Annotated in this window: 25 protein-coding genes; 12 read left to right on the top strand and 13 right to left on the bottom strand. The window is 62.6% G+C overall.

Annotated features, from left to right (window positions below; all coding sequences use genetic code 11):
* Window positions 1-146: 146 nt before the first annotated feature.
* Window positions 147-1,082, bottom strand: coding sequence for a class A beta-lactamase (gene bla, locus PQR42_RS07945; protein WP_408383096.1), 936 nt, complete (start codon window positions 1,080-1,082; stop codon window positions 147-149).
* A 100-nt stretch (window positions 1,083-1,182) separates the two neighbouring features.
* On the opposite strand from bla, the gene PQR42_RS07950 reads away from it, so the two are divergent.
* Window positions 1,183-2,061 (top strand): LysR family transcriptional regulator, encoded by an 879-nt coding sequence (locus tag PQR42_RS07950; RefSeq protein WP_408204396.1) that lies wholly within the window; start codon window positions 1,183-1,185, stop codon window positions 2,059-2,061.
* Here the strand turns inward: PQR42_RS07950 and PQR42_RS07955 are convergent.
* A complete protein-coding gene (locus PQR42_RS07955) occupies window positions 2,058-2,315 on the bottom strand; it encodes a hypothetical protein (RefSeq protein WP_310817356.1) in 258 nt (85 codons plus the stop codon). The genes PQR42_RS07950 and PQR42_RS07955 overlap by 4 nt on opposite strands.
* A 67-nt stretch (window positions 2,316-2,382) precedes the next feature.
* Window positions 2,383-2,880, bottom strand: a complete 498-nt coding sequence (locus PQR42_RS07960) for a lecithin retinol acyltransferase family protein (RefSeq protein ID WP_408204394.1) — start codon at window positions 2,878-2,880, stop codon at window positions 2,383-2,385.
* 472 nt (window positions 2,881-3,352) lie between these two features.
* Between PQR42_RS07960 and PQR42_RS07965 the strand changes: the two genes are divergently transcribed.
* Window positions 3,353-3,640, top strand: coding sequence for a hypothetical protein (locus PQR42_RS07965; RefSeq protein ID WP_408204393.1), 288 nt, complete (start codon window positions 3,353-3,355; stop codon window positions 3,638-3,640).
* Between the two features lie 5 nt (window positions 3,641-3,645).
* On the top strand, window positions 3,646-4,416 hold the full coding sequence (locus PQR42_RS07970) for a PP2C family protein-serine/threonine phosphatase (protein WP_408204392.1): 771 nt from the start codon (window positions 3,646-3,648) through the stop codon (window positions 4,414-4,416).
* 24 nt (window positions 4,417-4,440) lie between these two features.
* Here PQR42_RS07970 and PQR42_RS07975 read toward each other — a convergent pair whose 3' ends face one another.
* From PQR42_RS07975 to PQR42_RS08015, 9 genes are all read right to left on the bottom strand, one after another.
* On the bottom strand, window positions 4,441-5,796 hold the full coding sequence (locus tag PQR42_RS07975) for a sigma-54 interaction domain-containing protein (RefSeq protein ID WP_408204391.1): 1,356 nt from the start codon (window positions 5,794-5,796) through the stop codon (window positions 4,441-4,443).
* Complete coding sequence (locus PQR42_RS07980; RefSeq protein ID WP_408204390.1) at window positions 5,796-8,852, bottom strand: peptidase domain-containing ABC transporter; 3,057 nt, start codon at window positions 8,850-8,852, stop codon at window positions 5,796-5,798. The genes PQR42_RS07975 and PQR42_RS07980 overlap by 1 nt, the downstream gene beginning before the upstream one ends.
* A 67-nt stretch (window positions 8,853-8,919) precedes the next feature.
* On the bottom strand, window positions 8,920-9,672 hold the full coding sequence (locus tag PQR42_RS07985; RefSeq protein WP_408204389.1) for a peptidylprolyl isomerase: 753 nt from the start codon (window positions 9,670-9,672) through the stop codon (window positions 8,920-8,922).
* A gap of 37 nt (window positions 9,673-9,709) precedes the next feature.
* On the bottom strand, window positions 9,710-11,083 hold the full coding sequence (locus PQR42_RS07990; RefSeq protein ID WP_408383095.1) for a beta-barrel domain-containing protein: 1,374 nt from the start codon (window positions 11,081-11,083) through the stop codon (window positions 9,710-9,712).
* A complete protein-coding gene (locus PQR42_RS07995; RefSeq protein ID WP_408383094.1) occupies window positions 11,061-13,643 on the bottom strand; it encodes an FHA domain-containing protein in 2,583 nt (860 codons plus the stop codon). The genes PQR42_RS07990 and PQR42_RS07995 overlap by 23 nt, the downstream gene beginning before the upstream one ends.
* Window positions 13,644-13,872: 229 nt before the next feature.
* Window positions 13,873-15,327 (bottom strand): efflux transporter outer membrane subunit, encoded by a 1,455-nt coding sequence (locus tag PQR42_RS08000; RefSeq protein WP_408383091.1) that lies wholly within the window; start codon window positions 15,325-15,327, stop codon window positions 13,873-13,875.
* A 225-nt stretch (window positions 15,328-15,552) separates the two neighbouring features.
* On the bottom strand, window positions 15,553-15,834 hold the full coding sequence (locus PQR42_RS08005) for a hypothetical protein (RefSeq protein WP_408204385.1): 282 nt from the start codon (window positions 15,832-15,834) through the stop codon (window positions 15,553-15,555).
* Window positions 15,835-16,126: 292 nt separating this feature from the next.
* The gene (locus tag PQR42_RS08010) at window positions 16,127-16,561 is read right to left on the bottom strand and encodes a DUF4399 domain-containing protein (RefSeq protein WP_408222963.1); all 435 of its coding nucleotides are present in this window, start codon (window positions 16,559-16,561) and stop codon (window positions 16,127-16,129) included.
* A 47-nt stretch (window positions 16,562-16,608) separates the two neighbouring features.
* Window positions 16,609-17,112, bottom strand: coding sequence for a DUF4399 domain-containing protein (locus PQR42_RS08015; protein ID WP_408204383.1), 504 nt, complete (start codon window positions 17,110-17,112; stop codon window positions 16,609-16,611).
* A gap of 367 nt (window positions 17,113-17,479) precedes the next feature.
* Here PQR42_RS08015 and PQR42_RS08020 point away from each other — a divergent pair, with 367 nt between their 5' ends.
* Window positions 17,480-19,456 (top strand): SUMF1/EgtB/PvdO family nonheme iron enzyme, encoded by a 1,977-nt coding sequence (locus PQR42_RS08020; protein WP_408493607.1) that lies wholly within the window; start codon window positions 17,480-17,482, stop codon window positions 19,454-19,456.
* Window positions 19,457-19,514: 58 nt separating this feature from the next.
* Here the strand turns inward: PQR42_RS08020 and PQR42_RS08025 are convergent, their stop codons facing one another.
* The gene (locus tag PQR42_RS08025) at window positions 19,515-21,659 is read right to left on the bottom strand and encodes a serine/threonine protein kinase (RefSeq protein WP_408383089.1); all 2,145 of its coding nucleotides are present in this window, start codon (window positions 21,657-21,659) and stop codon (window positions 19,515-19,517) included.
* Window positions 21,660-22,074: 415 nt separating this feature from the next.
* On the opposite strand from PQR42_RS08025, the gene PQR42_RS08030 reads away from it, so the two are divergent.
* From PQR42_RS08030 to PQR42_RS08065, 8 genes are all read left to right on the top strand, one after another.
* Window positions 22,075-22,353, top strand: a complete 279-nt coding sequence (locus tag PQR42_RS08030; protein WP_408383085.1) for a hypothetical protein — start codon at window positions 22,075-22,077, stop codon at window positions 22,351-22,353.
* 88 nt (window positions 22,354-22,441) lie between these two features.
* Window positions 22,442-22,726 carry a hypothetical protein gene (locus tag PQR42_RS08035; RefSeq protein ID WP_132378884.1) on the top strand — a complete coding sequence of 95 codons (285 nt, stop codon included), beginning with the start codon at window positions 22,442-22,444 and terminating at the stop codon, window positions 22,724-22,726.
* Window positions 22,727-22,909: 183 nt separating this feature from the next.
* The gene (locus tag PQR42_RS08040; RefSeq protein ID WP_408204380.1) at window positions 22,910-23,119 is read left to right on the top strand and encodes a hypothetical protein; all 210 of its coding nucleotides are present in this window, start codon (window positions 22,910-22,912) and stop codon (window positions 23,117-23,119) included.
* A 314-nt stretch (window positions 23,120-23,433) separates the two neighbouring features.
* Entirely contained in the window at window positions 23,434-23,640 is a 207-nt protein-coding gene (locus tag PQR42_RS08045; protein WP_408383087.1) for a hypothetical protein, read from the top strand.
* A 675-nt stretch (window positions 23,641-24,315) separates the two neighbouring features.
* Window positions 24,316-24,594 carry a hypothetical protein gene (locus tag PQR42_RS08050; protein WP_408383085.1) on the top strand — a complete coding sequence of 93 codons (279 nt, stop codon included), beginning with the start codon at window positions 24,316-24,318 and terminating at the stop codon, window positions 24,592-24,594.
* An 88-nt stretch (window positions 24,595-24,682) separates the two neighbouring features.
* Window positions 24,683-24,967, top strand: a complete 285-nt coding sequence (locus tag PQR42_RS08055; protein WP_132378884.1) for a hypothetical protein — start codon at window positions 24,683-24,685, stop codon at window positions 24,965-24,967.
* A 183-nt stretch (window positions 24,968-25,150) separates the two neighbouring features.
* Complete coding sequence (locus PQR42_RS08060) at window positions 25,151-25,360, top strand: hypothetical protein (RefSeq protein ID WP_408204380.1); 210 nt, start codon at window positions 25,151-25,153, stop codon at window positions 25,358-25,360.
* A gap of 399 nt (window positions 25,361-25,759) precedes the next feature.
* Window positions 25,760-26,047: a DUF3303 domain-containing protein gene (locus tag PQR42_RS08065; protein ID WP_408204379.1), complete on the top strand. Its 288-nt coding sequence runs from the start codon at window positions 25,760-25,762 to the stop codon at window positions 26,045-26,047.
* Window positions 26,048-26,050: the final 3 nt, after the last annotated feature.

The following is a 26,050-nucleotide window of genomic DNA, read 5'->3' on the forward strand; positions in this document are numbered from 1 at the left end:
AGCATTTCCATGGACAGTCAACTTCTCACCGCATCCATCGAGGCCGATTCGCAGTGCCTCCTTTCGGTGTGGCCCTAGTGTCGCATACTTCGATCGGCGCATCGCGCCATCGCATCGCATCGCGTGCGGCCCTATCCGCGCCGAGATCAGATAGACGCCACCACCAGCGCGCCCACATTCGCGATCGCCGCATTGCTGCGCGCCGCGTCGCCAGCCGTTTCGGTCAGGTAGACGGTCACCAGCACCGGACCGCGTCCGGGCGGCCACAGAATCGCTACGTCGTTGGCGGTGCCGTGATCGCCGGTGCCGGTCTTGTCGCCCACGCCCCACTCCTTCGGCAGCTTCGCGCGAATCCGTGCGCCGCCGGTCTCGTTGGCCGCGAGCCAGGCCAGCAGTTGCGCTCGCGACGACGAGGACAAATGCTCGCCGAGCAGCAGCTCGCGCAGATTGCCGAGCATGGCGTTGGGTGTGGTGGTGTCGCGCGGATCGCCGGGAATGGCTTCGTTCAGCGTCGGCTCGTTGCGGTCCAGACGCGTGATGCCGTCACCGAGGCCGCGGGCGAACGCGGTCAACCCGGCCGGCCCGCCGAAGGTCGCCAGCAACAGATTCGCCGCCGTGTTGTCGCTGAGCGTGATCGCCGCCTTGCACAGCTCGGCGACGCTCATGCCCGCGTTACCGGTCAGCTCGCGTGTGTGCTTGCTCGTGGCCGGCGAGTTCGACACCACGTCGCTTTGCGAGAACAGCACGCGCCGCTGCAAGTCTTCCTCGCCGCGATCCGTGCGCGCCAATACGGCGCCCGCCGCCAGCACTTTGAAGGTACTGCACATCGGAAAGCGCTCGTCGGTCCGCAAGCCGGCGTGCAAGCCGGACATCGTATCGACGATCGACACACCCAGCCGCCCGCCGCTCGCCGCTTCGATTTCAGCGAGCCGCCGACGGATCGCATCCGCCTTGGCCAGATCGCGCCCTTGCGCCACCGCGCCCGTTTTAGCCACCTTGCCGAACGCGCCGGCACCGCCAACCGCAACCCCAGCTATCGAAACACCCAGCATCGCGCCCGCGAACTTCCGTCTTGTGATCATCGCCGCTCCTTTGTGTGAAGCCGCAACTATCGGTTTTCCGCCGGCCGCTGACAAACGATGATAAGTTAGCCAACTCACAAGAAAATCTTATGCCTTCGCCATGAGACCGTACCTTCCATTGAACGCGCTGCGCGCCTTCGAATCGTCCGCCCGGCATCTGAGCTTCACGCGCGCGGCACTCGAATTGAACGTCACTCAGGCCGCTGTCAGCCAGCAGGTCAGGACGCTGGAGGAGCGGCTCGGCACCGCGCTCTTCAAGCGACTGCCGCGCGGCCTCGCCATGACCGACGAAGGCCTTGCGCTGCGTCCGGTGCTGACCGACGCATTCGATCGCATCGAAGCCGTGCTCAAACAGTTCGAAGGTGGGCACTTTCACGAGGTGCTGACGGTCGGCGTGGTGGGCACATTCGCGGTGGGCTGGCTGATGCCGCGCCTCAAGTCGTTTCGCGACGCGCATCCGTTCGTCGAACTGCGGCTGCTGACGAACAACAACCTGGTCGATCTCGCCACCGAAGGTCTCGACTTCGCGATCCGGTTCGGCGACGGCACGTGGCCTGGTTCGCTCGCGACCCGCCTCCTCGACGCGCCGCTTGCGCTGCTTTGCACGCCGGAGATCGCCGCGCGTCTGTCGAACCCGGAGGATCTCGCCGGCGAGACCTTGCTGCGCTCCTATCGCGCTGACGACTGGATGAGCTGGTTCACCGCCGCAGGCATTCCGCCGCGGCCGATTCGCGGGCCGGTGTTCGATTCATCGCGGCTGATGGTGGAAGCGGCGATGCAGGGTGCGGGCATCGCGCTCGCGCCCGCGCTGATGTTCGATCACGAGATCAACACAGGCCGGCTGGTGCGCCCGTTCGAAGTGGAGGTTCACGCCGGCAGCTATTGGCTGACATGGTTGAAGGGCAAACCCATGACGCCGGCGATGCTGCTGTTCAATCAGTGGATCATCAAGGAAGCGTCTGCACAGGCGCGGAACTAGGCAGCCAGCAAAGCGCGGCGATGGCCGTTCATTGCGGGCCGTTCGGCTTGCGGCGGAAACACATTCCACGAGCCGTCGTCATGACGGAAGAAGAAGATCGACAGTAGACCGGTCGGCCGCAAGGCTTCCACGCACACATAGCGCTGATGTTGCGACGCACGGTGGCAGAACTGCACGACGCGTGCGGGCATCGACGGGGTCGGGGCAAGCCATTTGTCTACGGCCCAATGCAAGGTCTTTTCTGCGGCAGCCATGATGTTCTCCTTGAATCCTTGAACGGTTGAATCACTGAATGAGTCACTGAAATTCGGTGTCGCCGGTTCACGCCCATTGCGCGGAACCGTGAGCGCCCTTCGCGGTGCTTTCCACAAAAGCCTTCACGAGGCACACCAGCGCATGCATGCCGGTGCGCGGATGGCGCAGGCAGCAATGCACTTGTTCGCTACGGCTTTCGCCGAGCAGGCACCATGCGCAGAAGTGCTCGCAGTTGTTGGTCAGCAGGCGATAATGGTTTTCGCCGAGACGGGAGCGTGCGCGGCGCACGGCTTCGTCGCCGACGTAGCGGGCGGACGGGGTCGGGCGGATCGTCAGCGGATGGCCGGCGGCGAAGCGTTCCAGTTCCACTTCCTCAACCGGGCCGCGATGCGCTGAGCTCGCAAAGCCCGAGTAATGAACCACGCGGCCATTGCCCACATAAATGCCGTGGTGTTCGTAACCGCGGCGTTGCGTGACGAGATGCGCGCCGATCGGCAGCTCGATGGTGGACGCGGCGTCGCAGCGGTCTTCGCTGTTTTCGCTGCTGGTTTGGTTCGTGTTCATGGCTGGCCTCGCTTCGATTTCCAACACTGTTGCGAGATCTTTTGCATCATCCGGGCCATACGCGCGAAAGCCTTTGTTTATGGGGCTTCGCGGGAAAACGAGGCGCGCCGCGGGCGACGAGTGTGTGTTGCGGGCCGACAGAAATTCGGCCGAAGTGTTGGCGAGCGGCGCTCATCTGTCGCTGCCGTGGGAAGGGGAAGTGCGCCGATTGAAGAGGTGCGGCGAGCGCGAAGAATGTGTTGGGTCGCGCACCGGTTCGAATGCGGGCGTGTTGGCTGCCAGCCGACCGATGAATTCATGAGTTCCGTGCGCAGCAGACGCAAGCGCGCGGAATCGCCCGGCAATCAAGGCATGACGACAAACCGCGCGAATCACCCGCGAATTGGCATGGCACTTGCACTATAACGGCCAGATACTTCATTAACCGCGCGTCACCGCGCGCGTTACACACGCGGCCAACCGGAGAAACGACATGGCTTCTATTACAGTAAGCGACCTCTCGCTGAACCTCGCGCTAGATCGTAAAGCGATGACGGCGATTCGCGGTGGCGGCGGCGCCCCGTGGGTGTATGGCTGGATTCAGCCTTATGTACGCAATACGCCGAGCTTTGGACCCGTCGTGAACCTGTACGATGTGACCAACAACTTCTATGCTAACCAGATGATCAACACGTTCCAGTCGGTCGATGTACGCAACACCGGCGCGAACTCAAACATCAGTGTCTCTCCCGAAGCACGCAGCAGAAACGATACGGTGTGAACGTTGTGACCTGTGCGAGCCAATTTCGCTGGACGTCGTCCGCGCGTTCCGACGCCGGACGCGTCCGCGAGATCAACGAAGATGCCTGCCTCGACCAGTCCGCACTCGGACGCTGGGCCGTCGCCGACGGCATGGGTGGACACGCGGTCGGCGATCTGGCGAGCCGTCTGGTGATCGACGCGCTCGGCCGCCTCACGTCGCCGCTCAGCATGAAGTCCTTCGTCGCCGACGCGCGCGCGCGCCTGCAAACCGCCAATCGTCAACTGCGGGAAGAAGCCGCGCGCCGCCAGGTGCAGCGTATCGGCAGCACGGTCGTCGTGCTGCTCGCCTGCGACCGTTTCTGCGGCTACATATGGGCTGGCGACAGCCGCCTGTACCTGCTGCGCGAAGGCAGCCTGCGGCAACTCACGCGCGATCACAGTCAGGTGGAAGCGCTCAAGTCGCTTGGCGTCCTTACCGAGGAAGAGGCGCGGCATCACCCCGCGCAGCACATGATCACGCGCGCCGTTGGCGCAACCGATGTGCTCGAACTCGACGACGATGCCATCGAGGTCGCGGACGGCGACGTCTTCCTTCTCTGCAGCGACGGCCTGAGCAACGAAGTCAGCGAAGAAGACATGCTTGCTGTGCTGAGCAAGGCGGCAAGCGCGAACGCGTCTGAAGAACTCGTCGACCTGGCGCTCGCGCGCGGCGGCCGTGACAATATCACCGCCGTGGTGGTGCGCGCTGAAGACCCCAATGCATCAGACAAAACGCTGCTTAACCCGGCGCCATGAACCTGTTGGCGTGACGCCGCGGTCTTAGGTCTCGTTGTCCTCATCGTCGCGGTCTTCAGCGCCGTTCTTGTTCCCGGCCGGCTGATTGCGGTTGCGGAAATCCTTCGAATGCAGGCCGTGTTTCTTCAGAAGCATCTGCAGATGCGAGCGGTTCATGTCGATACGACGCGCGAGTTCCGCGACCGTGCCGCTCACTTCGCGCAGGCCGCGCTCGAGAAAGGCCTTTTCGGCGTCGTCGCTGGCGGCGCGCTTTGCGTCGCTCAGCGACATCAGGTTCGCCACGCTGATCGGCTCCTGCCCCGTTGCGGTCGCGGCGTTGGACGACACCGCCGAGCCGGGCGCCGCCGGCCGCATGTCCACTGGCAAATGATCGACATCGGCCATATCGCCGGCCAGACACGACACCCGATACATCACGTTGCGCAACTCGCGAATATTGCCCGGATACGCATAGTTCAGCAGAAAGTCCCGCAGACGCGGCGTCATTCGCACGGGCCTGCGCTTTAACGTGCCGGCGGCTTCGTCGCCGAACCACGCGATCAGCAGCGGAATTTCATCGCGACGTTCCCGCAGCGGCGGCAGCGTCACATGAATCACGCTAAGCCGATAGAACAGATCCTCGCGGAACTTGCCCTCTTCGCTGAGCTGCCGCAGATTGCGATTGGTCGCCGCGACGATGCGCGTGTCCACCGCAATCGTTTCATCGGACCCGACGCGCTGGATCTCATGCGCTTCCAGCACGCGCAGCAGCTTAACCTGGCCGGCTAGCGGCAACTCGCCGATTTCGTCGAGAAAGATCGTACCTGTATGCGCGCTTTCGAATTTCCCCTTGCGATCATTCGAAGCCCCCGTGAATGCGCCCTTGCGATGCCCGAACAGTTCCGACTCCAACAGATTGTCGGGAATCGCGCCGCAGTTCACGGAAATAAATGGTTTGTCGGGACGTGAGCCGTTGGCGTGGATAACTTTCGCCATCAACTCCTTGCCGGTGCCGCTTTCGCCGTCGATCAGCACAGGCAAATCGGTCGGCGCCGCTTTCTCGGCGATTTCGAGCGATTCGAGCAGGCGCGGATTGTCGCCGAATGTCCCTTCGAAAATGAAACTGCGTTCGAGCAACGCTTTGCGGCGCGCACCACGCGATAGATCGCCGCGCTCCTGCGGCTCCGCGGCCACCGCCGCCTGCACGAAGCGCTCCTTGTGCGAGAGCTGCATCACCTCGTCGCGCAACGAGGTGGCTTGCCGGAGCAGCTTGTCGATGTCCGCGCGCTCCAGCCGCGACGACCAGCGCAAGGTCGAGCGCAGAATCTCGATCCGCTCGATCAGCCCCGCGTACGAAATCGCGGGGCTGGCCTCTTCAACCTGGTCGAGTATCTTCATCATCACGCACTCAACTGTTTCTGGACCAGCTGGTAATACATGCCGCCACGCTGGATCAGCTCATCGTGGCGGCCCTGTTCGACAATTGCCCCTTCATACAGCACGAGAATCTTGTCCGCACGCATGATCGTGCTGAGCCGGTGCGCGATGATCACCGCCGTGCGGCCCTTCAGAATGTCATGCATATTGCCCAGGATATTGCTCTCCGATTGCGAGTCCAGTGCCGAAGTCGCTTCGTCGAATACGAGCAGACGCGGATCGTGATATAGCGCCCGTGCAATGCACAGCCGCTGGATCTGCCCGCCGGACAACCCAATTCCGCGTTCGCCGACAATCTGCTCATACCCGAGCGGCATCTTGCTGATGAAACCGTGCGCGTCGGCCATCTTCGCGACTTCCTCGATGCGGCGCCGATCGGGCGCGTCGTCGCCGCTCGCGATGTTCTCCGAAATCGTGCCGGAGAACAGCAGATTGCTCTGCATCACATAGCCGATCTGCGCACGGTAATAGGCTTTATCGACCACGCCGAGATCGTAGCCGTCGATCGTCATCTTGCCCTCGCTCGGCGCGTAGAAACCGACCAGCAATTTCGCGAGCGTCGTCTTGCCCGACCCGCTGCGCCCGACAATCGCCACCAGTTCACCGGGCTTGATATCGAAGCTGATGTTTTCGAGCACGTACGCCGAGTCGTTTTCGCCGTAACGGAAATAGACGCCGCTGAGGCTAATTTCGCCTTGCAGTTCCGGCAGCATCACACGCGAGGGCAAATCCTGCGGCTTTTGCTCGGGCTCGATATCGAGCACATCGCCGAGCCGTTCCATCGCCACGCCCGCGTCGTTCAACATGCTCCACAAGCCGACCAGGCCCATGAGCGGCCCGAGCACGCTACCCATGAACGCATTGAACGCGATCAACTGACCAATCGTCATTTCACGCGCGAGCACGAGATTCGCGCCGACCCAGAGAATCGCAATCGTCGTCGCGGCGTTCAGCAACTGACTGCCGAGTCCCACGAGAATGTTGAACGCGTGCGCGCGATACTGCACTTCGAGTGCCTTCGCGTACTTCTTCTCCCAGCGCAAGCGCACCGGCCGCTCGATACCCATGCCCTTGATGGTCTCCACGCCGGCGAGCGCTTCCATCAGAAACGACTTCGATTCGGTCGACGCGGTGAACACTTCGCGCGCATAGCCTTTGATCTTCGGCGTGGCGAGCGCGGTCAGCGCCATGATCGGAATGACGAACGCGATCAGCACCAGCGTCATCTTCACGTTGTAGACGAACATGATCGTGAAGTAGATGAACACCATCAGCAGATTCAGCGCCGTGGTAACGGTGGATTCGGTGAGGAACGCGCGGATCGTCTGGTTCTCCTGGAAGCGCGCGAAAATGTCGCCGGTCTTGCGCTTGGCGAAAAACGAAAACGGCAGCGACATGGTGTGCTTGAAAAACTGCGACATCATCGCGAAGTCCATGTTGCGCACCATGAAATTCGCGAGATACGCGCGAATCGACGACATCAACTGCGAAAAGACATTGGCGATGATCAGGCCGCCGATCAGCAGATGCAGCAGGCTGACATTCTGATGCACGATCACGCCGTCGAGAATGTTCTGGATAATCAGCGGCGGAATCACGCCCAATACCTGAATCACGAAAGTGGCGAGAAACAGGTGGCCGAGAATCTTCTTGTACGGCTTGAGGTAGCCGACAAAGCGTATCCACGGCGAACGCGCGGCGGACATTTGCAGCAGATGCGGTCCACCGGTAAACAGCAGACACGTGCCGCTCCAGCCGCGCTCGAAATCCTCCACGGTCATTTTTTTGAAGCCGACCGCCGGGTCCGCCACCCACACATAGTCCTTGGAGAGCCCGTACACCACGACGTAGTGATAGCCCTCCCAGTGCACGATGAACGGCAGATCGAAGCCACGCAACGAATCGAACGTGCATTGCACGCCGCGCGCCGTGAAGCCCAGCGATTCGCCCGCGCGGGCGAGACTGTCGAGCGTCGCGCCCTGGGTTGTGACGTTGGCGAGCTCGCGCAATTTGCCGAGCGTCATCGGAATGCTGTAGTGGCGGCACACCATCGCAAGGCACGCCGCGCCGCAATCCATTTCTTCGGCCTGCTCGACCAGCGCGAAGCGTTTGATGACTTTCTCGCCGAACTCGGGCTTGCTCTGCAAATCGAGCATCAGCGGCAACTTGCGCCGCTGTTCGACCCGCTTTTGCCGCTGCAATTCGCGGTCGCCGTAACGAATCCGCTCGTCGAGCACTTCGCGCAGCTTCGGATTGCGTTCGAGAATGAAATGGACCGTGCGCTCCGGAATCACCAGCAGCCGCGTATCGGTCGTCGCGACCACCGACGCCATCTGCTCCTGACGCATCAAGCACGCTTTCTCGCCGAATATCTCGCCTTCGCCGAGCGTGGCAAGCGTGTAGTCGTGCCCCTCCTCGTGCCGCACGATATGCACTGCGCCCTGGCGTACCACGTACAGGCGCCGGTCCTCGCGTCCGTCCTGCTTGAGGATTTCCTTGCCCGCGGCCACCCGTTTCACGCCAACGCTGCGCACATACTCTTCGAGTTCCGCTTTGTTCAGCTTGCCGCGCAGATCGAATAACTGCGCGACGAAACCGCCCGCCGAATTGATCGCCACATAGCTGGCAACGAACGCCAACGCGGCCTGATTGCCCGCCATCACAGGCTCGATCGCGGCACGTGGAATGAACAGCAGTTCGGTTTTCGCCGACGCCCGCACCGACGCTTCGTGGACATAGGTGCGCAACATCGCAATATCGGCAAAGATCTCGCCCGACTTGCGCACCCCCATGCTGGTTTCCTTGCCGTGCTCCTCCGTGAAGATCCGCACGGAACCCGAGCGAATCACGTACAGCCCGTCAGCCGTCTCGCCCGCGGAACAAACCGTTTCGCCAAACGAATAGAAGCGCGCTTGCGCATATTCGGCAAGACGCTCGATCTCGTCGCGCGAAAACGGCGAAAGAATTTCCACCGAGGTAAGAAACTCGGCTGCGGAGGGCGCGGTCTGGGGTGCATCCATGTGCTTGCGGACCTCGAATCGGCGTGTCGTTGCGTTGTTTCAATACGGCGTGCGGGCCTCGAACGGGCTAGCGCGCTTCGATCACGTGCTCCTGAGCGCGTGCGATCAGCCAGCCTTCGCGCAGCAGCCGCCGGACTTCGGAGGCCACGTCAGCGTCGAGCGTCGCCGGATATTTGGCCGTCACGGCGAAAATCTCGAAGCACGAGCGGTCCGCCGACGGAAACGGCCCAAGCAGATCGCCCACCGCCGCGTTGAAAATCTTCGCTTCGATTTCCGGCTTCAACGACCCGCGCAGCACCTTGCCGATCACGCCACCCGCCTCGCGCGTATCCGCGATCGAGTGCTCACGCGCCATGTCGGCGAAACTCTCGGGATCGTCGTGCAGATACGAAATCATTTCCTTCGCCTTGCCTTCGCTGTCGAGCACGATGTGGCTCACTTCGATCGCGTCGAACTTCGGCGAATTCAGCGCGAAGTAATCCTTGATCGCGGTCTCGTTGCCGATCTCGTCGAGCATCTTCTCCTGATACAGGCCGTCGGTAATGAAGGCCTCGAATTCGTCGAGACTGACATTGAGCGCGTCGAGGTACTGATTCATATCCGTCGCGCGATGCAGGCCGCGCACACGGCGGAACTGATCGGCGCGTTGCTGGATTTCATCGGCGGTGACAGTGATGCCTTGCTTCTTCGCCGCGTGGACCGTGAGCTTGTCGCGCACGATCTGCTCGATCAGGCTCTCGAACTGGCCGGTCAATTTCAGAAGACGAATGAACTCGGCCACGTCCACGACTTCGTCATCGATGCGCACTATCGCGGTCATTTCTTCCGCTCCTTTAATTGACGTGTGATCCGCGCGGTCAACCCGCGACCTGCCTGAACGGATCGAGACCCAGATCGATCAGGCGCCGCTCGCGCACCACGATCTCAGCGCTTGCCGTCATGCCGTAGCGCAACGGATAGCGCGTGTCGGCAATCTGGTAGTAATTTTTGTCGAGTGTGACGCGGCCTTCGTAGACCGGCTGCTTGTCCGCCAGAGACGGCTTGGTGGCCGGCGAAATATAGGCCAGCGTGCCGCTGATCAGCCCATAGCGTTGATACGGAAAGGCGTTGAATTTCAGCTTGACGGGCAGGCCCTCGTGCAGAAACGCGCGATCGTGTTCAGCAATTTCGATCTTCAGCACGGGCCGTGCGTCTTTGGGCGCAATGCCACCGAGCGGCGCGTTCGCCTGAATCTTGTCGCCGCGCTGCGTCGACGTCACGTCGGTGATGACGCCCGAAACCGGCGCGAGAATCAGCAGGAAATTATCTTTGTCGATGTTCTCGAAGCGAATCCGCGCTGCCGCGTCGGATACCAGCCGCGCGCTTTGCAGTTGCAGGCGCAATTTGTCTTCCGCGTCGGTAATGTCGCGCACGGCCGAATCGTATTGAAGCTGCAAGTCGGTGGTCTGCTGGCCGCTGGTTTCCAGTTGCGCATGCGCCTGCGTATATTCGTGGCTCAAACGGAAATCCAGCTCCGCGAGCTTCGATTGCGCGACACGGTACGCGTTATCCGCTTCCATCGCCGCGGTACGTTTCTGCTCCACTTGCAATTCGGCAATGCCGCCGCCGCCAGGCTGCGCGAAGAGCCGCGAGTAGCGGTCCAGTTCCTGACGCGCCGCTTCACGTGTGCGCCGCGCATTGTCGAGAATGCTGCGTGCTTCGTCGAGTTCGGCCTTCTGCCCTTCCGCGAGTTTGGTGGTGCCTTCGGAGACGCGATTCTCGTGCTGGCGCGCCTCCACTTCCATCTGTGTCTTGAGCGCGGCGGCTTTACGCTCCATCAGCGCCTTCTTCTCGGGGAACTGCTTCCAGTCGCGCTCGGCGTCTTCCAGTTTGAGTTGCGCTTGCAATGCGTTGCTGGCGGCCTCGATCGCGCCGCGCGCATTCAGGCGCGCCAGCACGTCGCCTTTCGACACCGGTTGCCCCTCGGCGATATACAGATCGGCGAGTTCGCCGTCGATCGGCGCGTAAATCCGGCGCACCTCCGATTCCGGCGACAAAGTGCCTTGCGCGCTGACGATCACGTCCGCACGTCCCACGAACGACCACAACAGCCCGACCACGACCAGCGCGACCATCGCCCAGATCAGCGCGCGCGCGAGCCGCACCGGCTCCGCCATCAGAATCGCGATGCCCTCGACGCTGTGATCCTCCAGCGCCTCCGACAACGGCTTAGGGTGACTGTCGCGTTTCACTCTGCTCGCCTCCAATCAACGCCAGCTTCGCTTTCAGAAGTCCCGGATCCAGCACCATGCGCAACTCCGTCAGTGAGCGGCGCTGCAAATTGGCTTCGGCTTCGATATCCGCCAGCAGACGGTCGAAGTCGGCGGGATGATCGGCCTTCAGTTGCGTGTAAATGCGCATTCCCTGTTGCGCCGACGTCTGCGCATCGGAAAGCAGACGCGCCTCGCTGCGAAATCCCGGCGAAATGCCGGCTTCGAGACGCTGCGTACCGCCGATCGAGCCACCCCCGCGATACTGTTTCCACAGGCTCTGGGCACGCAACAGCAGATCTTGCGCGCGGGCCAGCGCCTTGTCGTGCAAGGCGGCGACGTCTTTCTGGATCGACTGCAGGAACCACACGTCCGTTGCCGGATCGAGGCTTGCGTAAAACGACAGCAGGCGCTGGTCGTAATCCTTGTCGCCGCGCGTCTTCTGCAATTGCGCGTACTGATCGAGCAACGCCTTCTTGTGCGCCAGTTCCGCCGCGAGCACGTCGGACCACGGCCCTGCGGGCATGGCCTGCAAACCGGCAAGCGCCTGTTGCGAGTCGCCGCGCCGCCATGCTGCCGTTACCGCGTCGTGGCGCGCAATCACGTCTGACGAAGGCAAACGGCTTGCCGCCAATTGTTGAAACTGCGCCTGAAAAGGCGGCGTGCTGAAGTGCGTCGTTTTCAGCATCGCGAGCAACGGTGCCAATTGGCGGCTCAGCGCGGCATTCAGCAAATCAGTGTATTGGCGCAAATCCTGGCGCACCCGATCTATGCCGGCGAGACGCGGGTAGCGCTGCGCGTAGTCGTCGAGCACGGGAGGCAGCGCGTCGGGTTTGTCGCGCGCCAGTTCGGTGCGGATCGTCCCATTCAGACGGTCGATGGCGGCGAGGTACACCGAGTCGTCGCTTTCCAGTTTGCGCAGATGGCTCAGCGCCTGTGCGTAGGGATCGGCGAACACGGGCACGTAGGAAGCGATGCGATCGAGCGCGCGCTGATGGCTCTTCGCGTCGTCTTCCCAGCGTTGCAGCAGGTTGTTGATCGTGCCCTCGTCCGTGTACATGCGAATCGGTGCGTCCATGCCACCGCGCGCCGCGACGAAACGCTCCAGATCGCCCACCCATTGCAATTCGCCGATCAGCGACGCGGCGTCCGCATTGTTTGCGCTCAACGAACGCATCTCCTTGAGCAACGCGTCGGCCTGATCGAACTGGGCCTTTTGCAGCGCATTCAGCCAGCTGGGGAGCTTCGCCTTCAACAACGCTTCGCTCGCGAGCGCGCTGACTTTGGTGTCCGTGGGATGGTTCGCCAGATAGCCCGATGCCGCCGTGACCGCGCTCGTGTAATCGCCGTTCGCCAGCAGGTTCTTCAACTCGCGTTCCGACGAACCGCGCATGTAAAGCGTCGTTCCAATCGCCGCTATCACCACGACGCCTACGCCGCCCCATGTCGCCATGCGCCGCACGCTCGCGCGATCGTCGATTGCAAACGCCTTGCCGAGTTCGCCCGCGAGCAGGCGCCAACGGCGCGGCCGGCCCTTCGCGGCGGCCGCGTTGGCAGCGCCATTCGCACCGTTGGTTCCGTTCGTGCCAGTCACCCCTCTTGCCGTGCCCGTCGGCGCGTCGCGCTTCGCATGCGCGGACGCGGACTGTGCCGCCTCATTGACTTCGTCTTCACGCTGAAGGCCGGGGTCGACGCAAAAGATATCGAGGAATGAATGCGCGGCGCCGACGAAGGTGGTCTTGTCGGGATCGACTGCTTCGTCGGCGGCCGGATTGAGGAATAGTTGTGTCACGGTGGGCTCGACTTCAGGGGGTTTCTGCAGCGTCACCCTGTAGACGAAGTGGTCTCCGCCAAATGCAACGAGGTCTCCCTCTACCAGTGGCAGCGCGGATTCGTCCAGCCGCTTTCCGCCGACGAATGTGCCATTGGTGCTGCCGAGATCTTCGACATAGAGCTCGCCACCCTTCAGAAAGATGTGCGCGTGACGGCGCGAGATGTAATTGACCTGATGCGGATAGCGGTCCTTGTAGCGCGAGAAGACTTCATCCGCCTTGCTGACGAGAAACGGGAATGCCTGCACCTCGATGGGTTGCAGGCCGAGGTCGTCGCGCTGCGGCACCAGCAGCAATCCGGGCGCAGCTGGCGAACTGGCGGCCGCCACGATACGCGCGCGCGGCTCGATGCTCACCCGGTAGCAAAGCTCGCCGCCGAAGCACAGTTCGTCGCCGGCACGCACACGGGCCGGTGTTTGCCGCACCGCCACGCCGTTCACCGTCGTGCCGTTCTTGCTGCCGAGGTCGGCGACGTAGACCGCGCCGTGTTCCGTGAAAACCCGCGCGTGACGGCGCGACAGGCGCGCAATCCGCTCGGCGGGATAGTCGGTAAAAGGTGCCTCGCTGCGCCCGATTGCAAACAGGTTGTCGACGATCCGGATCGCGTCGAGCGCGGGACGTTGCGCGGACGCAGCCGGCGACAACACCACGTCGAACGCGGCGTCTTCTGTCGCGCGCATCTCAGCAATCGGAGCTTCGCCGGCGGCCATTTTATCTGGATCACTAAGCGTTTACCCGTTGCGGCGAGAGCGCAACGGAAACGGGACGAAGGACTACGGCGGAAAGGTATTGTTCGAGTGAGCCGTGCAAAAGCCGGCTCCTTAAAGATTGTAAGTCACACATGGCGAGTGTCAATTTTCCGATCGTCGAATTATGAAGGCAACGAGTGCGTCAGATACAGCCGAAATACCCACGCTGCGCGCCACATTGCGGATTAGCTCAGTGTTCCTTTACTTCAGCCTGCACGTCGACGCTCGGCCAGCCCCCGCCCAGCGCTTTATAAAGCAGCACCGTGTCGGACAGAATCTGTTGATGGTTGGCGAGCAGTTCCTGCTGCGCCTCCAGCAAGGTCCGTTCGGTTTCGAAAACCTCCAGTTGCGACACCACGCCGAGGCGCAATTGCGACTGGATCTGGTCCGCGACGATTTGCAGCCGCGACACCTCCTGCTGCAACTCCACGCGCTGCTCCTTGTGCGAATTCACATTGACCAGCGCGTTTTCCACCTCCTCGAATGCGCCCATCACCGCCACGCGATACTGCTGTTCGGCCACCGTCGATTGCGCTTGCGTGACTTTCACATGTGCCCGCACGCCCGGGTCGAGCAGCGGAATGTTGATGCTGGGCATGAAGCCGTACGTGAACGATTTCAGCAGATCGGTCAGCGCAAAACTCGCGGTGCCGCCGTGCCCGGTCAGGCTGATGGTCGGTAGTTGCGCGAGCTTGGCCTGGCCGACGAGGTCGTATGCTTCGAGCACTCTGAACTCGGCGGCCACCACGTCGGGACGGCGCGCCAGCAGTTGTGCGGGCAAGCCGTCCGGCACCGGCGGCAGCTGCACGCGCTGCTGCAAATGCCCCTTGGGCATCTGAAACTCGCCCGCCGGCACGCCGGTCAGCGTGCAGAGCGCGTTGTTAGCCAGCGCGCGAGAACGGCGCAGTTCGAGCAGCTGATTGGTCAGGCGGTTGATCTCGGCCTGCTGGCGCAACACCTGCGTTTGCGGGATGAGACCGTTGCGGCGCTGGCCGTCGTAAATCGCGAGGATCTGCCGATTCGTTTCAAGCGTTTTCTGTTGCTGTTCGATCTGGTCGTCGAATTGCAGAATCTGGAAATACGTGCTGGACACGTTCGATACCAGTTCCAGATAACCGGCGCGCCAGTCCGCCTCGCTGGCGTGGAATTCAGCTTTCTGCGCCTGCACGCCTTTTTCGACTTTGCCCCAGATGTCGATGTCCCAGTTCACCTGCGTCGCGAGGTTGTACTGCTTGGAGAAGGTTTGGTGCGTGGTCTTTTCGAAATCGGCACCGGCGCCGAGATCCATGGTCGGCAAGGCGCCCGCCTTGGCTTCGCCGATCTGCGTGCCGGCCACGTCGATACGCGCGGCCAGTACCTTGATATCGAAGTTGCCGGCAATCGCCTTCGCGATCAGCGTGTCGAGATAGGGATCGTGGAAGCCTTTCCACCAGTCGGGTTCGATCGTCGCGGCGGCCGATACGGGCGAGCCTTTCTGATCCGACCACGACGCTTTGGCGGGCGTGTCGGGACGCTTGTAGTCGGGCATGCTGACATCGACACAGGCCGACAGCGAGAGCGCGCAGACCGTTGCCGCGCAAACGCAGCGCAGCGCAGACGTTCTGCGGAAAAAGCGCTGACGAGCTGATGAAAGCAACGCTGACACGATGGTCTCCGATGACGCCCACGTCGTTGCACGAGTAGAGCGCGCCCTTTAAGTAAAGCATCTCCAGCGCGGCTTCACCATCGAAGCGATGCGAGAAGATCGGCGCGGGAATCGGGCGGTGAAATGGGAGTGGCGTGAAAAGAACGATTGGCTGCGAAATCTTTTTGAGGAGCGGCCGATAAGAGTCCGCGGAGGCTGTCGCGCCTCCGCGGCGGCCTGCGCCGTTTAGTGCACGTTGATGTTGTTGCTGGCGTACACATGCGGATCGATCGTGGACGAGATGCCCGAGACGAACGCTGCGTTGTTGCCGTTGGCGTTCTGGATGTTCATCGTCGTGTTGATCAGTTGGGTGGCGTCGACGGTCTTGCTGTTGTTCGGCGCATACACCGGCATGAAGTTGAAGTACGACGAAGACGGATAGTAGCCGGTGCCGCCGCGCACGGCGCTCATGGCCTTGCTGTCGAGTTGTTCGGTGATGGACAGGTCTTTGATCATCAGCGTGTTCATGGTAAATCTCCTGGAAGGGAATACAGCACAGTTTGCGGTTGGGTTCGAGCAACTTGTCTGCTCGAGTGTCACTAATGCATGGGCTGTGCCAGGATTGCTTTCCTATCCTAAGAAATGTGCCGGAACGCGGTAGATAAAGGGTTGCGGGGATGGCCGGGAGGCGGACGTAACACAGAGCGGTGAAGCGGCGCACGGAGGATGGTGGATCGCGGCCAACAACCCGTGCGAAATTGTTGGTTGCGGCGTGACACCGAGGCGCTAACCGACGCGCCGCGCCACGCCGCGCGCTGCGTCACCGCGCAATGACGGTGATCTTCTTCGAATACACCGGTGGATTGTGCGGCACATGCATATCGTCGCCCATCAGCAGCTGGAGCGTGTGCTTGCCTGGCGGGAGTTGAATCATGGTCTCCGTTTCACCCGCGCCAAAATGCAGGTGATTGCGATCCGACGGAATTTCCTGGTCCATTGGCGGCAAGTCCGTGTCGATCAGCAGATGATGGTGGCCGGTATTCGGATACTTGACGCCTTTCGGCGCCACGCCCATGTACCGCAGGCCGAACCACACCTTGAACGGCTTGTTGGCAGGGACAACCTGGCCATCGTTGGGATAGCCGATATACGCATAGGCGCCGGCCGGCGCCGGCGTGCTACCTGCAATGGCGACATTCGGCGAAGCCAATGCCGCCGACATGACGAGCGCCGCGACCGCGATGATCTTGTACATGAAGGTCTCTCCGTCCTGACGGACCCGCTTGGAACGAACGGATCGCGCTAGTCTTTTAGCACGGTGATGGTGATCTTTTTCGAATACACAGGCGGCACATGTGGCACGTGGTTGTGGTCGCCGAGAATGAGTTGCAGCGTGTGCTTGCCCGGTGGCAACTCGATACGCGCGTCCGTCTCACCGGCGCCGAAGTGCAGGTGATTGCGATCCGATGGGATTTCCTGATCGAGCGGCGGCAGGTCGGTGTCGATCAGCAAATGGTGATGGCCGGTGTTCGGGAACACGACGCCCTTCGGGCATACGCCCATGTTCCGCAGTCCCATGCGCACCCACAACTTGCCGCCGTGAATCACCGTGCCGTCCGATGGCCAGATGATGTATTCCTCGGCGCCCGGCGGCGACGCCGTATGCTCGGCCGCCGCAAAGACGCTCGGCACCATGTTGCCGAACATGAGGACGAGCGTCGCGCGCAACGTTTTGCGCAGCGCCTCGCGACGCGCGTTCGATCCATGACGCACGTCGAGAACAACGGGGGTAACGGTTCTTCGCATAGCGCACTCTCCCGAAGAGTGGTCATGGCCAGGTCGGCTGCACAAGGCAGGCCGGGCGTTCCGGCTGGATGTCGCGGGCGCACGCGCGATTGGACGGCCACCTGGTTAAAACGAGCTTGCCGCCCTACTTTGTGAATTAGCTTAGGTCGTAACTTGCCAAAAAGATACGCCACACTCGTTAACCGTATAACGCATTCGGGGCACGCGGACAGTTGTGGCGCGCAAAGCGCGTGCTATCGTTATTAAGAGGTTGCAGATGGATGGTCGATAGCGGCGTCGATGTTTCGCGCGCTTCACTCCAGCAGTTGCTGCGAGTAGCGCGGTCCTCGATTGCCTATGTTCTGTCCGGAACAAACAGGATGTGAAGATGTGGCGAATACTCATGCTGGTGTGCATGGCCGGGGCGATGCAGGCGCATTGGGGCGATGCTTTTGCGGCGCCGCAACGTGACGGCGCCGAGCGGGTTGCGGGTGCGGCGAGTTTGCCGCTCACGCTGGTCACTCCGTTCTCGCCACAACCGGGCAATGGGTTTTCTCAACGTATCGCGCTTGTGATTGGTAACGGCGCGTATGGCGCGGACGGTGCGGATCGTGCGGATCGCAATGACGCGCAAGTGGACGCGCTGCGGGAGAACGCGCCGCGCGACGCCGAAGCCATGCGCGACAGGCTTCAAACGCTCGGCTTCGACGTCATCATGCGCACGAATGCGACGCCGCAGCAAATGCGCGAGGCTATCGGCGAATTCCATCAGCGCTTGCGGGCAGGCGGTGTCGGCCTCTTTTATTTCGCGGGGCACGGAATGCGGATCGGCCCGCAAACACTGCTCATCCCAGCGGGACTCGATGCTCGCTCGCCTGCTGCGGTCGTGAGCAACGGCGTCGATCTGCACGCCGTATTGCAGGCCATGCGTGGACCGCGTGACGGCCGGCTCAATCTCGTGATACTCGATACGTGCCTGAACAATCCGTTCTCGGCGGACGTGACGGACGATACGTCAGCGCTTCCCGGCAATACGGTGGTTGCCTACGCAACCGCGCCTGGCGGTTTTGCGGCGGACGGCGCACGCCACGGCGTCTATACGAATGCATGGCTGCACGCGCTCGACAGCGCTCCGTCGCTAGCGCTGGCGGATCTGTTGCAACGCGTTGCAGCGCAGGTTCGCGACGCGACTGGCGGCGAGCAAACGCCGTGGCTTGCCTCGTCACTTTCTCAGCCCTCGCTGACGATGGCCGATGCTGCGTCCGCAGCGCGGGATAATCCCGTGGTCACGCTGCATAGTCGAGGCATCCTGCCGAAAGACAGCAGCGAACAATACGAAATCACGTTCTGGAATTCGATCAAGGACAGCAACTATCCGGGCGACTACGAGGCGTATCTGAAGGCCTATCCGAATGGCCGCTTCGCCACGCTCGCTCATGCGCGCATCGACCGCTTACGCGCTGCGGCGACGTCGAATGCGCCGTCCGCGGCTACGCCTGCTGCGCCTTCAGTTGCACCCGCGCCGCAAGCCGTGCGGCCGACGCCGCCGGCTAGCACCCCAGCACCCACGCCCACTGCAAGCGCCGCCCCGCCTGCTGCGCCACCTGCGGCGGCGGTCGCGCAAAAGCCCGTCACGCATGCGCCGGTTGCCGGCGAAAGCCGCGATTGCGCGACCTGTCCGATCATGGTCACCGTGCCCGCCGGTTCGTTCTCGATGGGCAGCAGTACCGACGACCCATCCGAAAAGCCCGTTCATCACGTGACCATTGGCGCGCCGTTCGCGATCGGCAAGTACGAGGTGACGGTCGACCAGTGGAACGCGTGCGTCGCCGCCAATGCCTGCCAGAAGCTCACGCCCGAAAGCAACACCAACAAAGCCGCGCCGGCGCGCGACCTCAGTTGGGACGACGCGCAGCAGTACGTGAAATGGTTGAGCAAGACCACCGGCAAACCGTACCGCCTGCCCACCGAAGCGGAATGGGAATACGCGGATCGGGGCGGCACCACGACCGCCTATTGGTGGGGCGATCAGATGCGCAAGGGCAACGCCAATTGCAAGGACTGCGGCGACCCGTGGCACAAGGAAGGGCCTGAGGCCGCGGGCTCGTTCGCACCGAATCCGCTCGGCCTGTACGACATGAACGGCAGCGTCTGGGAATGGACCGCCGACTGCTGGCACAACTCCTACCAGGGCGCGCCCGCCGATGGCCACGCATGGGACAGCCCCGGCTGCGACATGCGTGTGATTCGCGGCGGATCGTGGCGCGAAGGCGGCAGCTACATGCTGAGCGCGACACGCTTCAAATACAGCTCGGGCGTGCGTCAATCGCAGGATGGCTTCCGGGTCGTCAAAGATCTCAAGTGACTTGCCGCACTCGCGGCCGGTTCATAGCGCGGCTCACGAGCCGCGCTCGCACTCCGGCTCAGGGCGAACGGGGCTTCGTCGTGATCGGCGCGAAATCGGCGACGATGTGATCGCGGCCGTATTTGCCGCCGATCTGCGCGAGCCGTGTGTCGAGTGCGCGCAGATAATCGGCGCGCGATTCGCTCTCCGGGCGCGGCTTGTCGAAGAGCGGCGCCGGCGTGATCAACAGCACGACCATCTCCGATCCGAACGGCTTTGAAATGATCCAGTCACCAGCGCTGCCGACCGTGGCGGCGTAGTGCGGCGGCGCCTGATTGTCCTTCGCGCGCGGGCTCGGCACCATGTGCACGACGCTGCCGTCGAGCTGGTAGTAGTCGAGGTTCACATACGAGTCGTAGCCCGGCGTGGTGACGTCGACGACCAGTGGGTCGCCATCGCTCAACTGGCCGCCTGGCGGCCGCACATGCAAGGCCGCGACGTGTCCGGCCTGCATGTTGTGAATCCAGTAGGGCGCGAACGCCTTGATGGTGTCGCATTTGTCGTCGGCGAGCGGCTCGACTTGCAGCGTCAGCGTATCGACGCCCGGCAACGCCGCCAGCGTGTCCTTCAGATGCGCCGCGCCATAGCGTTGCGAGACATAGCCACGCACCGTCAGCGAGTGGTCCTGTACTGAGGCGGACAGCGCCGAACAGGGCACTTGCGTCAAAGCCGGCGTGACGGCGGCGAGGGTCAGCGCCGCCTTCGGCGCCGGCGCCGCCGGTGGCGTGGCGGGCGCTGCCGCGACCGGACTTGCCGGCGGTGCCGCGGGCGGCGCGACAACCGGCGCCGACACGGTCCCTTCCGATGACGACGCAGCCGTTTGCTCCGCCAAAGCCTGCGAGGCGCCCGCCTGCGTCTGTGATCCGCTCTGCCGGTTCGGCGCCGAGCGGAACGCGAACACGCCGACCGCCGCCGCGCACACTACCGCGAAACTCGCGAGACCCACCTTCGCCAGCGTGCCCGACTTTTCCGCACGCGCTTCGTTATCGAACTCGGCGATGAAGCGCACCACGCTCGGCATGCGCGTATTGCGATCGAACGACAGCGTGGCACGCAACGCGCGCCATTGTTTTGAATCGAGATTGGGCGGCCGCTGCGGTTTGAAATCGGCATTGCGGGCTTGCGTCGCCGACAAACGGTCGAACGGATGGTGGCCGGTCAGCAGCTCATACGTGATGCAGCCGAGTGCGTAGATATCGTCGCGCGGATCGGGCTCGCGATGCTCGATCATTTCCGGGCTGGCATACGCGGGCGTCAACGCACCAAGGCTGCCCGGATCGAAGACGGTCGCATCGCTCTCCTCTTCCGGACGCTGGAACACGCGGGCAATGCCGAAGTCGATCACCTTCACTTCGGCATTCGTCGTGAGAAACACGTTGGCAGGCTTGAAGTCGCAATGCACGAAGCCGCGTTCGTGCGCATAGGCGAGTGCGCTGCACATACCGCGCACGATCGGCAGCGCCGCGCGCACCGGCATGCCCTGGTAGCCCGGCGTGCGCAGCAACTGGCTGAGCGGCTTGCCGGACAGGTACTCCATCGTCAGATAGACGATCGGCCCGTCGCGGTCGAAGTCGTACACCGTAATGATGTTGCGATGCGCGAGCACTTGCGCCTTGCGCGCCTCGCGCTGCAGCGCGACGAGCGAGTTCGGGTTGCCGCGGAACTGGACGTTGAGCACCTTGATCGCGAGATACGGCTTGCGATCCGAGGCCTCGAGCTTGCGCAAATCGAGCGCCTTGTACACCGTGCCCATGCCGCCGACGCCGAGGCATTCCTCGAGCACGAAACGGTTGTTGAGCGTATCGCCGGTGCCTTTGATCTGGTCGTGTCCCCCGGCACTGCCGGCGCCCGCTGCATTGGCCGCGCTTCCCGCGCTACCCGCGCTGGCTGACCGTATCGACGGAATCTCGACGGTGGTCTGGATGCCGGTTTCATCGCCGCCCGCCGCTACGTTCGACACGCGCAGCTGCTCGATGCGCCGCCGCACTTCCACATAGAGATCGTCGGGGAGCGGCGCCTTGCGATGTGCCGCGCCAAGCATGTCCAGCAGTTGCGTGGGGCCGAGTCCCTCGGTCGTCAGCGTGCTGTCGAGTTGAGCCACGAACTCGTCACGGGACAGCTCGCCGTTCTGAAAGTCGTGAATCACACGCGCAAGGCTAGCCATTTGTGCGAAGCGCCGCCGCTGCCGTTGGGCCGGGTCGCATGCGATCCAGGCCTCTCGGGCTGATAGAGAACCTTTCGTAACCAGTTACATGTGCCGCTTCGATACTAGCTCCCGCTCCGTGCTTTCGCAAACCAGGATTGGCCCGCTGCCTGCGCGGCGAGCCGATGTCGTGCGATATCCAACAGCATGCCGTGGTCTGTCGGGCGTATGCCGTCAGACGTTCTTCGCTTCCGTGCGGCAATGCGCGGGTGCGAGCCCGGCGCCGCAACGCGGAACCCTTGTGCAGCAGGCCTCCACCAACTTTCTTAGGAACCTTGAATATAACTGGCACAGCCCGTGCATTAGTGATACCCGAGCAGACAAGTTGCTCGCACCCAACCGCAAGACCCTGACCTTTACCTTCTGGAGACTCACCATGAACACGCTGATGATCAAAGACCTGTCCATCACCGAACAACTCGACAGCAAGGCCATGAGCGCCGTGCGCGGCGGCACCGGCTACTATCCGTCCTCGTCGTTCTACAACTTCAGCCCCGTCTTTGCCCCGAACAACAGCAAGAAGGTCGACGCCACCCAGCTGATCAACACCGAACTGAACCTGCAGAACGCCAACGGCAACAACGTCGCGTTCGCCACCGGCATCAGCTCGACGGTCAACCCGTACATCTCCACGAGCAACAACATCCACGTGTAATACGCGGCCAGGCGAGGCGCCCGGTTCGCCGGTCCGCTTCGCCTGCCCACGATTACCCCCGTCTTCCGCGCACCTTTGGAGAAGCACCATGTCATCCCTCATGATTCGCGATCTGTCCGGCACCCGCGAGCTCGACCGCCGCGCCATGTCGGCGGTGGCCGGCGGCACCGGCAGCAGCGTGCCCGGCCTGCCCTCGGTCGCCGGCCTTGGCGGCATTGCCAACGTCAACGTCTCGATCAACCAGAACCTCAACCAGCTGCAGTACGTCAACGTCGCCGCGCTCAACAACGTCGGCGTGATCGGCGCGGGTTTCGTGCCGCTGCACCTGAACGTCAGCCCGTCGCTGTGGGGCGCCAACTACGCCAACGTGTGACCGCTTGGCGTAGCGAGGGCCGGGGGGCCTCATTACGGCCGGCAGGTTGTCACCGGCCAGCGGGCTGCAGACAGATTTCCTATACTGATAGTGCGAGGAGACCTCAGCACATTTCACGACACACCCGAGCGGCGGCCGGCGCATTGCACCGGCGCGCCGCTCGATTTCTTTCCTGGAGCCACCATGACCAAGCTGATCATCAGGGACCTCACCGATAGCGTCGAACTCGATCGTCAGGCGATGGCGGCCATCGTCGGCGGCGCACGCATCGGCGCGCGGCTGAACGCGGCCGTGCCACTGGTGCCGGCTTCGGCACGCGTGGTCGAATATCCGCCGGGGTTCCCCGCGGCGCATCAGACCATTGCCCGGGCCGCCATGCAACGCAAACCGTAGCGCGCCTCGCCCCGGCGTCGCACAGTCACAGCAACGGCACGCGTCACTCACGCGTGCCGTTTGCTTTTGTTGCTGGTGGAGCGCCGTAAGCAGACATTCCGCACGCAATTGGTCGGGCCTCGCCGAACAGTCCCGTCGAATCTCGCGTTCACTGAGCGTCACGCTCGGCGAACGCATGACGTCTGTCACCTGCTGGCTTGCGTTGCCGCCTCGCATTCGTTTTCCTCACTCATTGCGCGCAGATTGGCATAACCCTTGCAGAACCATGGTTGAGCACCGCACTGTGCTCGCCATCCACCTTCAGGAGTAAAGCCATGAAATCTACCCTCATCATCAAGGACCTGCCGCGTTCCGCGGATCACGCACACGACGAAATGACGCTCACCGCCGAGCAGATGAAGGCGCTATGCGGCGGCCGTTCCGTCATTGTCACCGTCGACCATGGCCCTCTCGGCCAGGTCGACGACTTCGGCATCAACACCGCCATCTTCGAAGGGCGTATTAAAGGACCCTACTTGTAGGACGCGCGAGATGTCCGTAATTAGAAACAGGCCTCCTTCACGTCTTCGCCTTGGAGGGGGCCTGTTCATTGATGAGTGAATGTCTCGCGTCTCGTGTTCTCATCGATGCTTACCTCCCGCCAGGCAACCCGTCTCAAGCATCGTCGGCTTGACGCTCACACTTCGACGCCCCGACGTTGAACGACATCTATTCGGCCACCGCTTCGCCCAGGCCAGCCAATCCATCGTATTCCTCGCACGAAGTCATCCAGTCTGCGACAGCATCGGTCAACCGTTGAAGCGACTCGCGCCGGCGACAGCGTAAAAGCCGAGCGCGCTGTGCCGCGAATCTCTCGCACGCGCAGTCTTCGATTCCAGATCGACACCCTGCGCATCCTCTCGAAGTCTGAACGCCCCGGACAGAGCAAGTCGTTCGCCACTGCCCGTGTCGTGTGAGATCCAACAGCATGCGGTGGCCTGTCGGGCGTATGCCGTCAGACGTTCATCACTTCCGAGCGGCAGTGCGCGGGTGCGAGCCCGGCACCGCAACGCGGAACCCTTGTGCAGCAGGCCTCCGCCAACTTTCTTAGGAACCTTGAATATAACTGGCACAGCCCGTGCATTAGTGATACCCGAGCAGACAAGTTGCTCGCACCCAACCGCAAGACCCTGACCTTTACCTTCTGGAGACTCACCATGAACACGCTGATGATCAAAGACCTGTCCATCACCGAACAACTCGACAGCAAGGCCATGAGCGCCGTGCGCGGCGGCACCGGCTACTATCCGTCCTCGTCGTTCTACAACTTCAGCCCCGTCTTTGCCCCGAACAACAGCAAGAAGGTCGACGCCACCCAGCTGATCAACACCGAACTGAACCTGCAGAACGCCAACGGCAACAACGTCGCGTTCGCCACCGGCATCAGCTCGACGGTCAACCCGTACATCTCCACGAGCAACAACATCCACGTGTAATACGCGGCCAGGCGAGGCGCCCGGTTCGCCGGTCCGCTTCGCCTGCCCACGATTACCCCCGTCTTCCGCGCACCTTTGGAGAAGCACCATGTCATCCCTCATGATTCGCGATCTGTCCGGCACCCGCGAGCTCGACCGCCGCGCCATGTCGGCGGTGGCCGGCGGCACCGGCAGCAGCGTGCCCGGCCTGCCCTCGGTCGCCGGCCTTGGCGGCATTGCCAACGTCAACGTCTCGATCAACCAGAACCTCAACCAGCTGCAGTACGTCAACGTCGCCGCGCTCAACAACGTCGGCGTGATCGGCGCGGGTTTCGTGCCGCTGCACCTGAACGTCAGCCCGTCGCTGTGGGGCGCCAACTACGCCAACGTGTGACCGCTTGGCGTAGCGAGGGCCGGGGGGCCTCATTACGGCCGGCAGGTTGTCACCGGCCAGCGGGCTGCAGACAGATTTCCTATACTGATAGTGCGAGGAGACCTCAGCACATTTCACGACACACCCGAGCGGCGGCCGGCGCATTGCACCGGCGCGCCGCTCGATTTCTTTCCTGGAGCCACCATGACCAAGCTGATCATCAGGGACCTCACCGATAGCGTCGAACTCGATCGTCAGGCGATGGCGGCCATCGTCGGCGGCGCACGCATCGGCGCGCGGCTGAACGCGGCCGTGCCACTGGTGCCGGCTTCGGCACGCGTCGTCGAATATCCGCCGGGGTTCCCCGCGGCGCATCAGACGATTGCCCGGGCCGCCATGCAGCGCAAACCGTAGCGCGCCTGGCCCCGGCGTCGCACAGTCACCACAACGGCACGCGCCACATACGCGTGCCGTTTGCTTTTGTTGCTGGCGCCCCGCAATAGTTAACGTGAACAACCCACGAGATATTCCCAACTGGCAACAGCGCTCTTCGCTTTTTCGCCATGAAAGAGCGCTTGTTCAATTGGCCTGGTGAATGTCCGCACGCGGCGACGCCGCCCGCCCTGCGCTCACCTATGATGCTTAGGACGCCACGTGGTTTTTTTATCGCTGTCCGCCAATAGCACGCACTATCCGGACAGCTTGCTGGCGCAGGACTGAACACGACGCATCGCATCCGCGACGCGCCGTACCCATAAGCGACGATGGCAGCGCGCCACGAGCCGGCATCGCCATTTCGATTGGAGACGCGCAATGAAATTTATCGTCCTATGGAACGGTCTGCCGACCGCAGAGAGTTCCGTCATCGAACGTTTCATGAAGACCGGCGGCCGGGTGCCGGACGGAGTCAAATTGCTGGGACGCTGGCACGCTATCGGCGGCTTGCACGGCGTTGCGATCGTCGAGTCTGACGACACGGGCGCGATGGCGGCGCTGGCGCTCGAATGGGGCGACCTGCTCACGATGAACATCTCCCCGGCCTTGACCGACGAAGAACTCGGTGGCGCCCTCGGCAAATATGCCGCGGCGGGTAACAAGTAAGCA

It is taken from the genome of Paraburkholderia sediminicola (assembly GCF_046027355.1).
GTDB lineage: Bacteria > Pseudomonadota > Gammaproteobacteria > Burkholderiales > Burkholderiaceae > Paraburkholderia > Paraburkholderia sediminicola_B.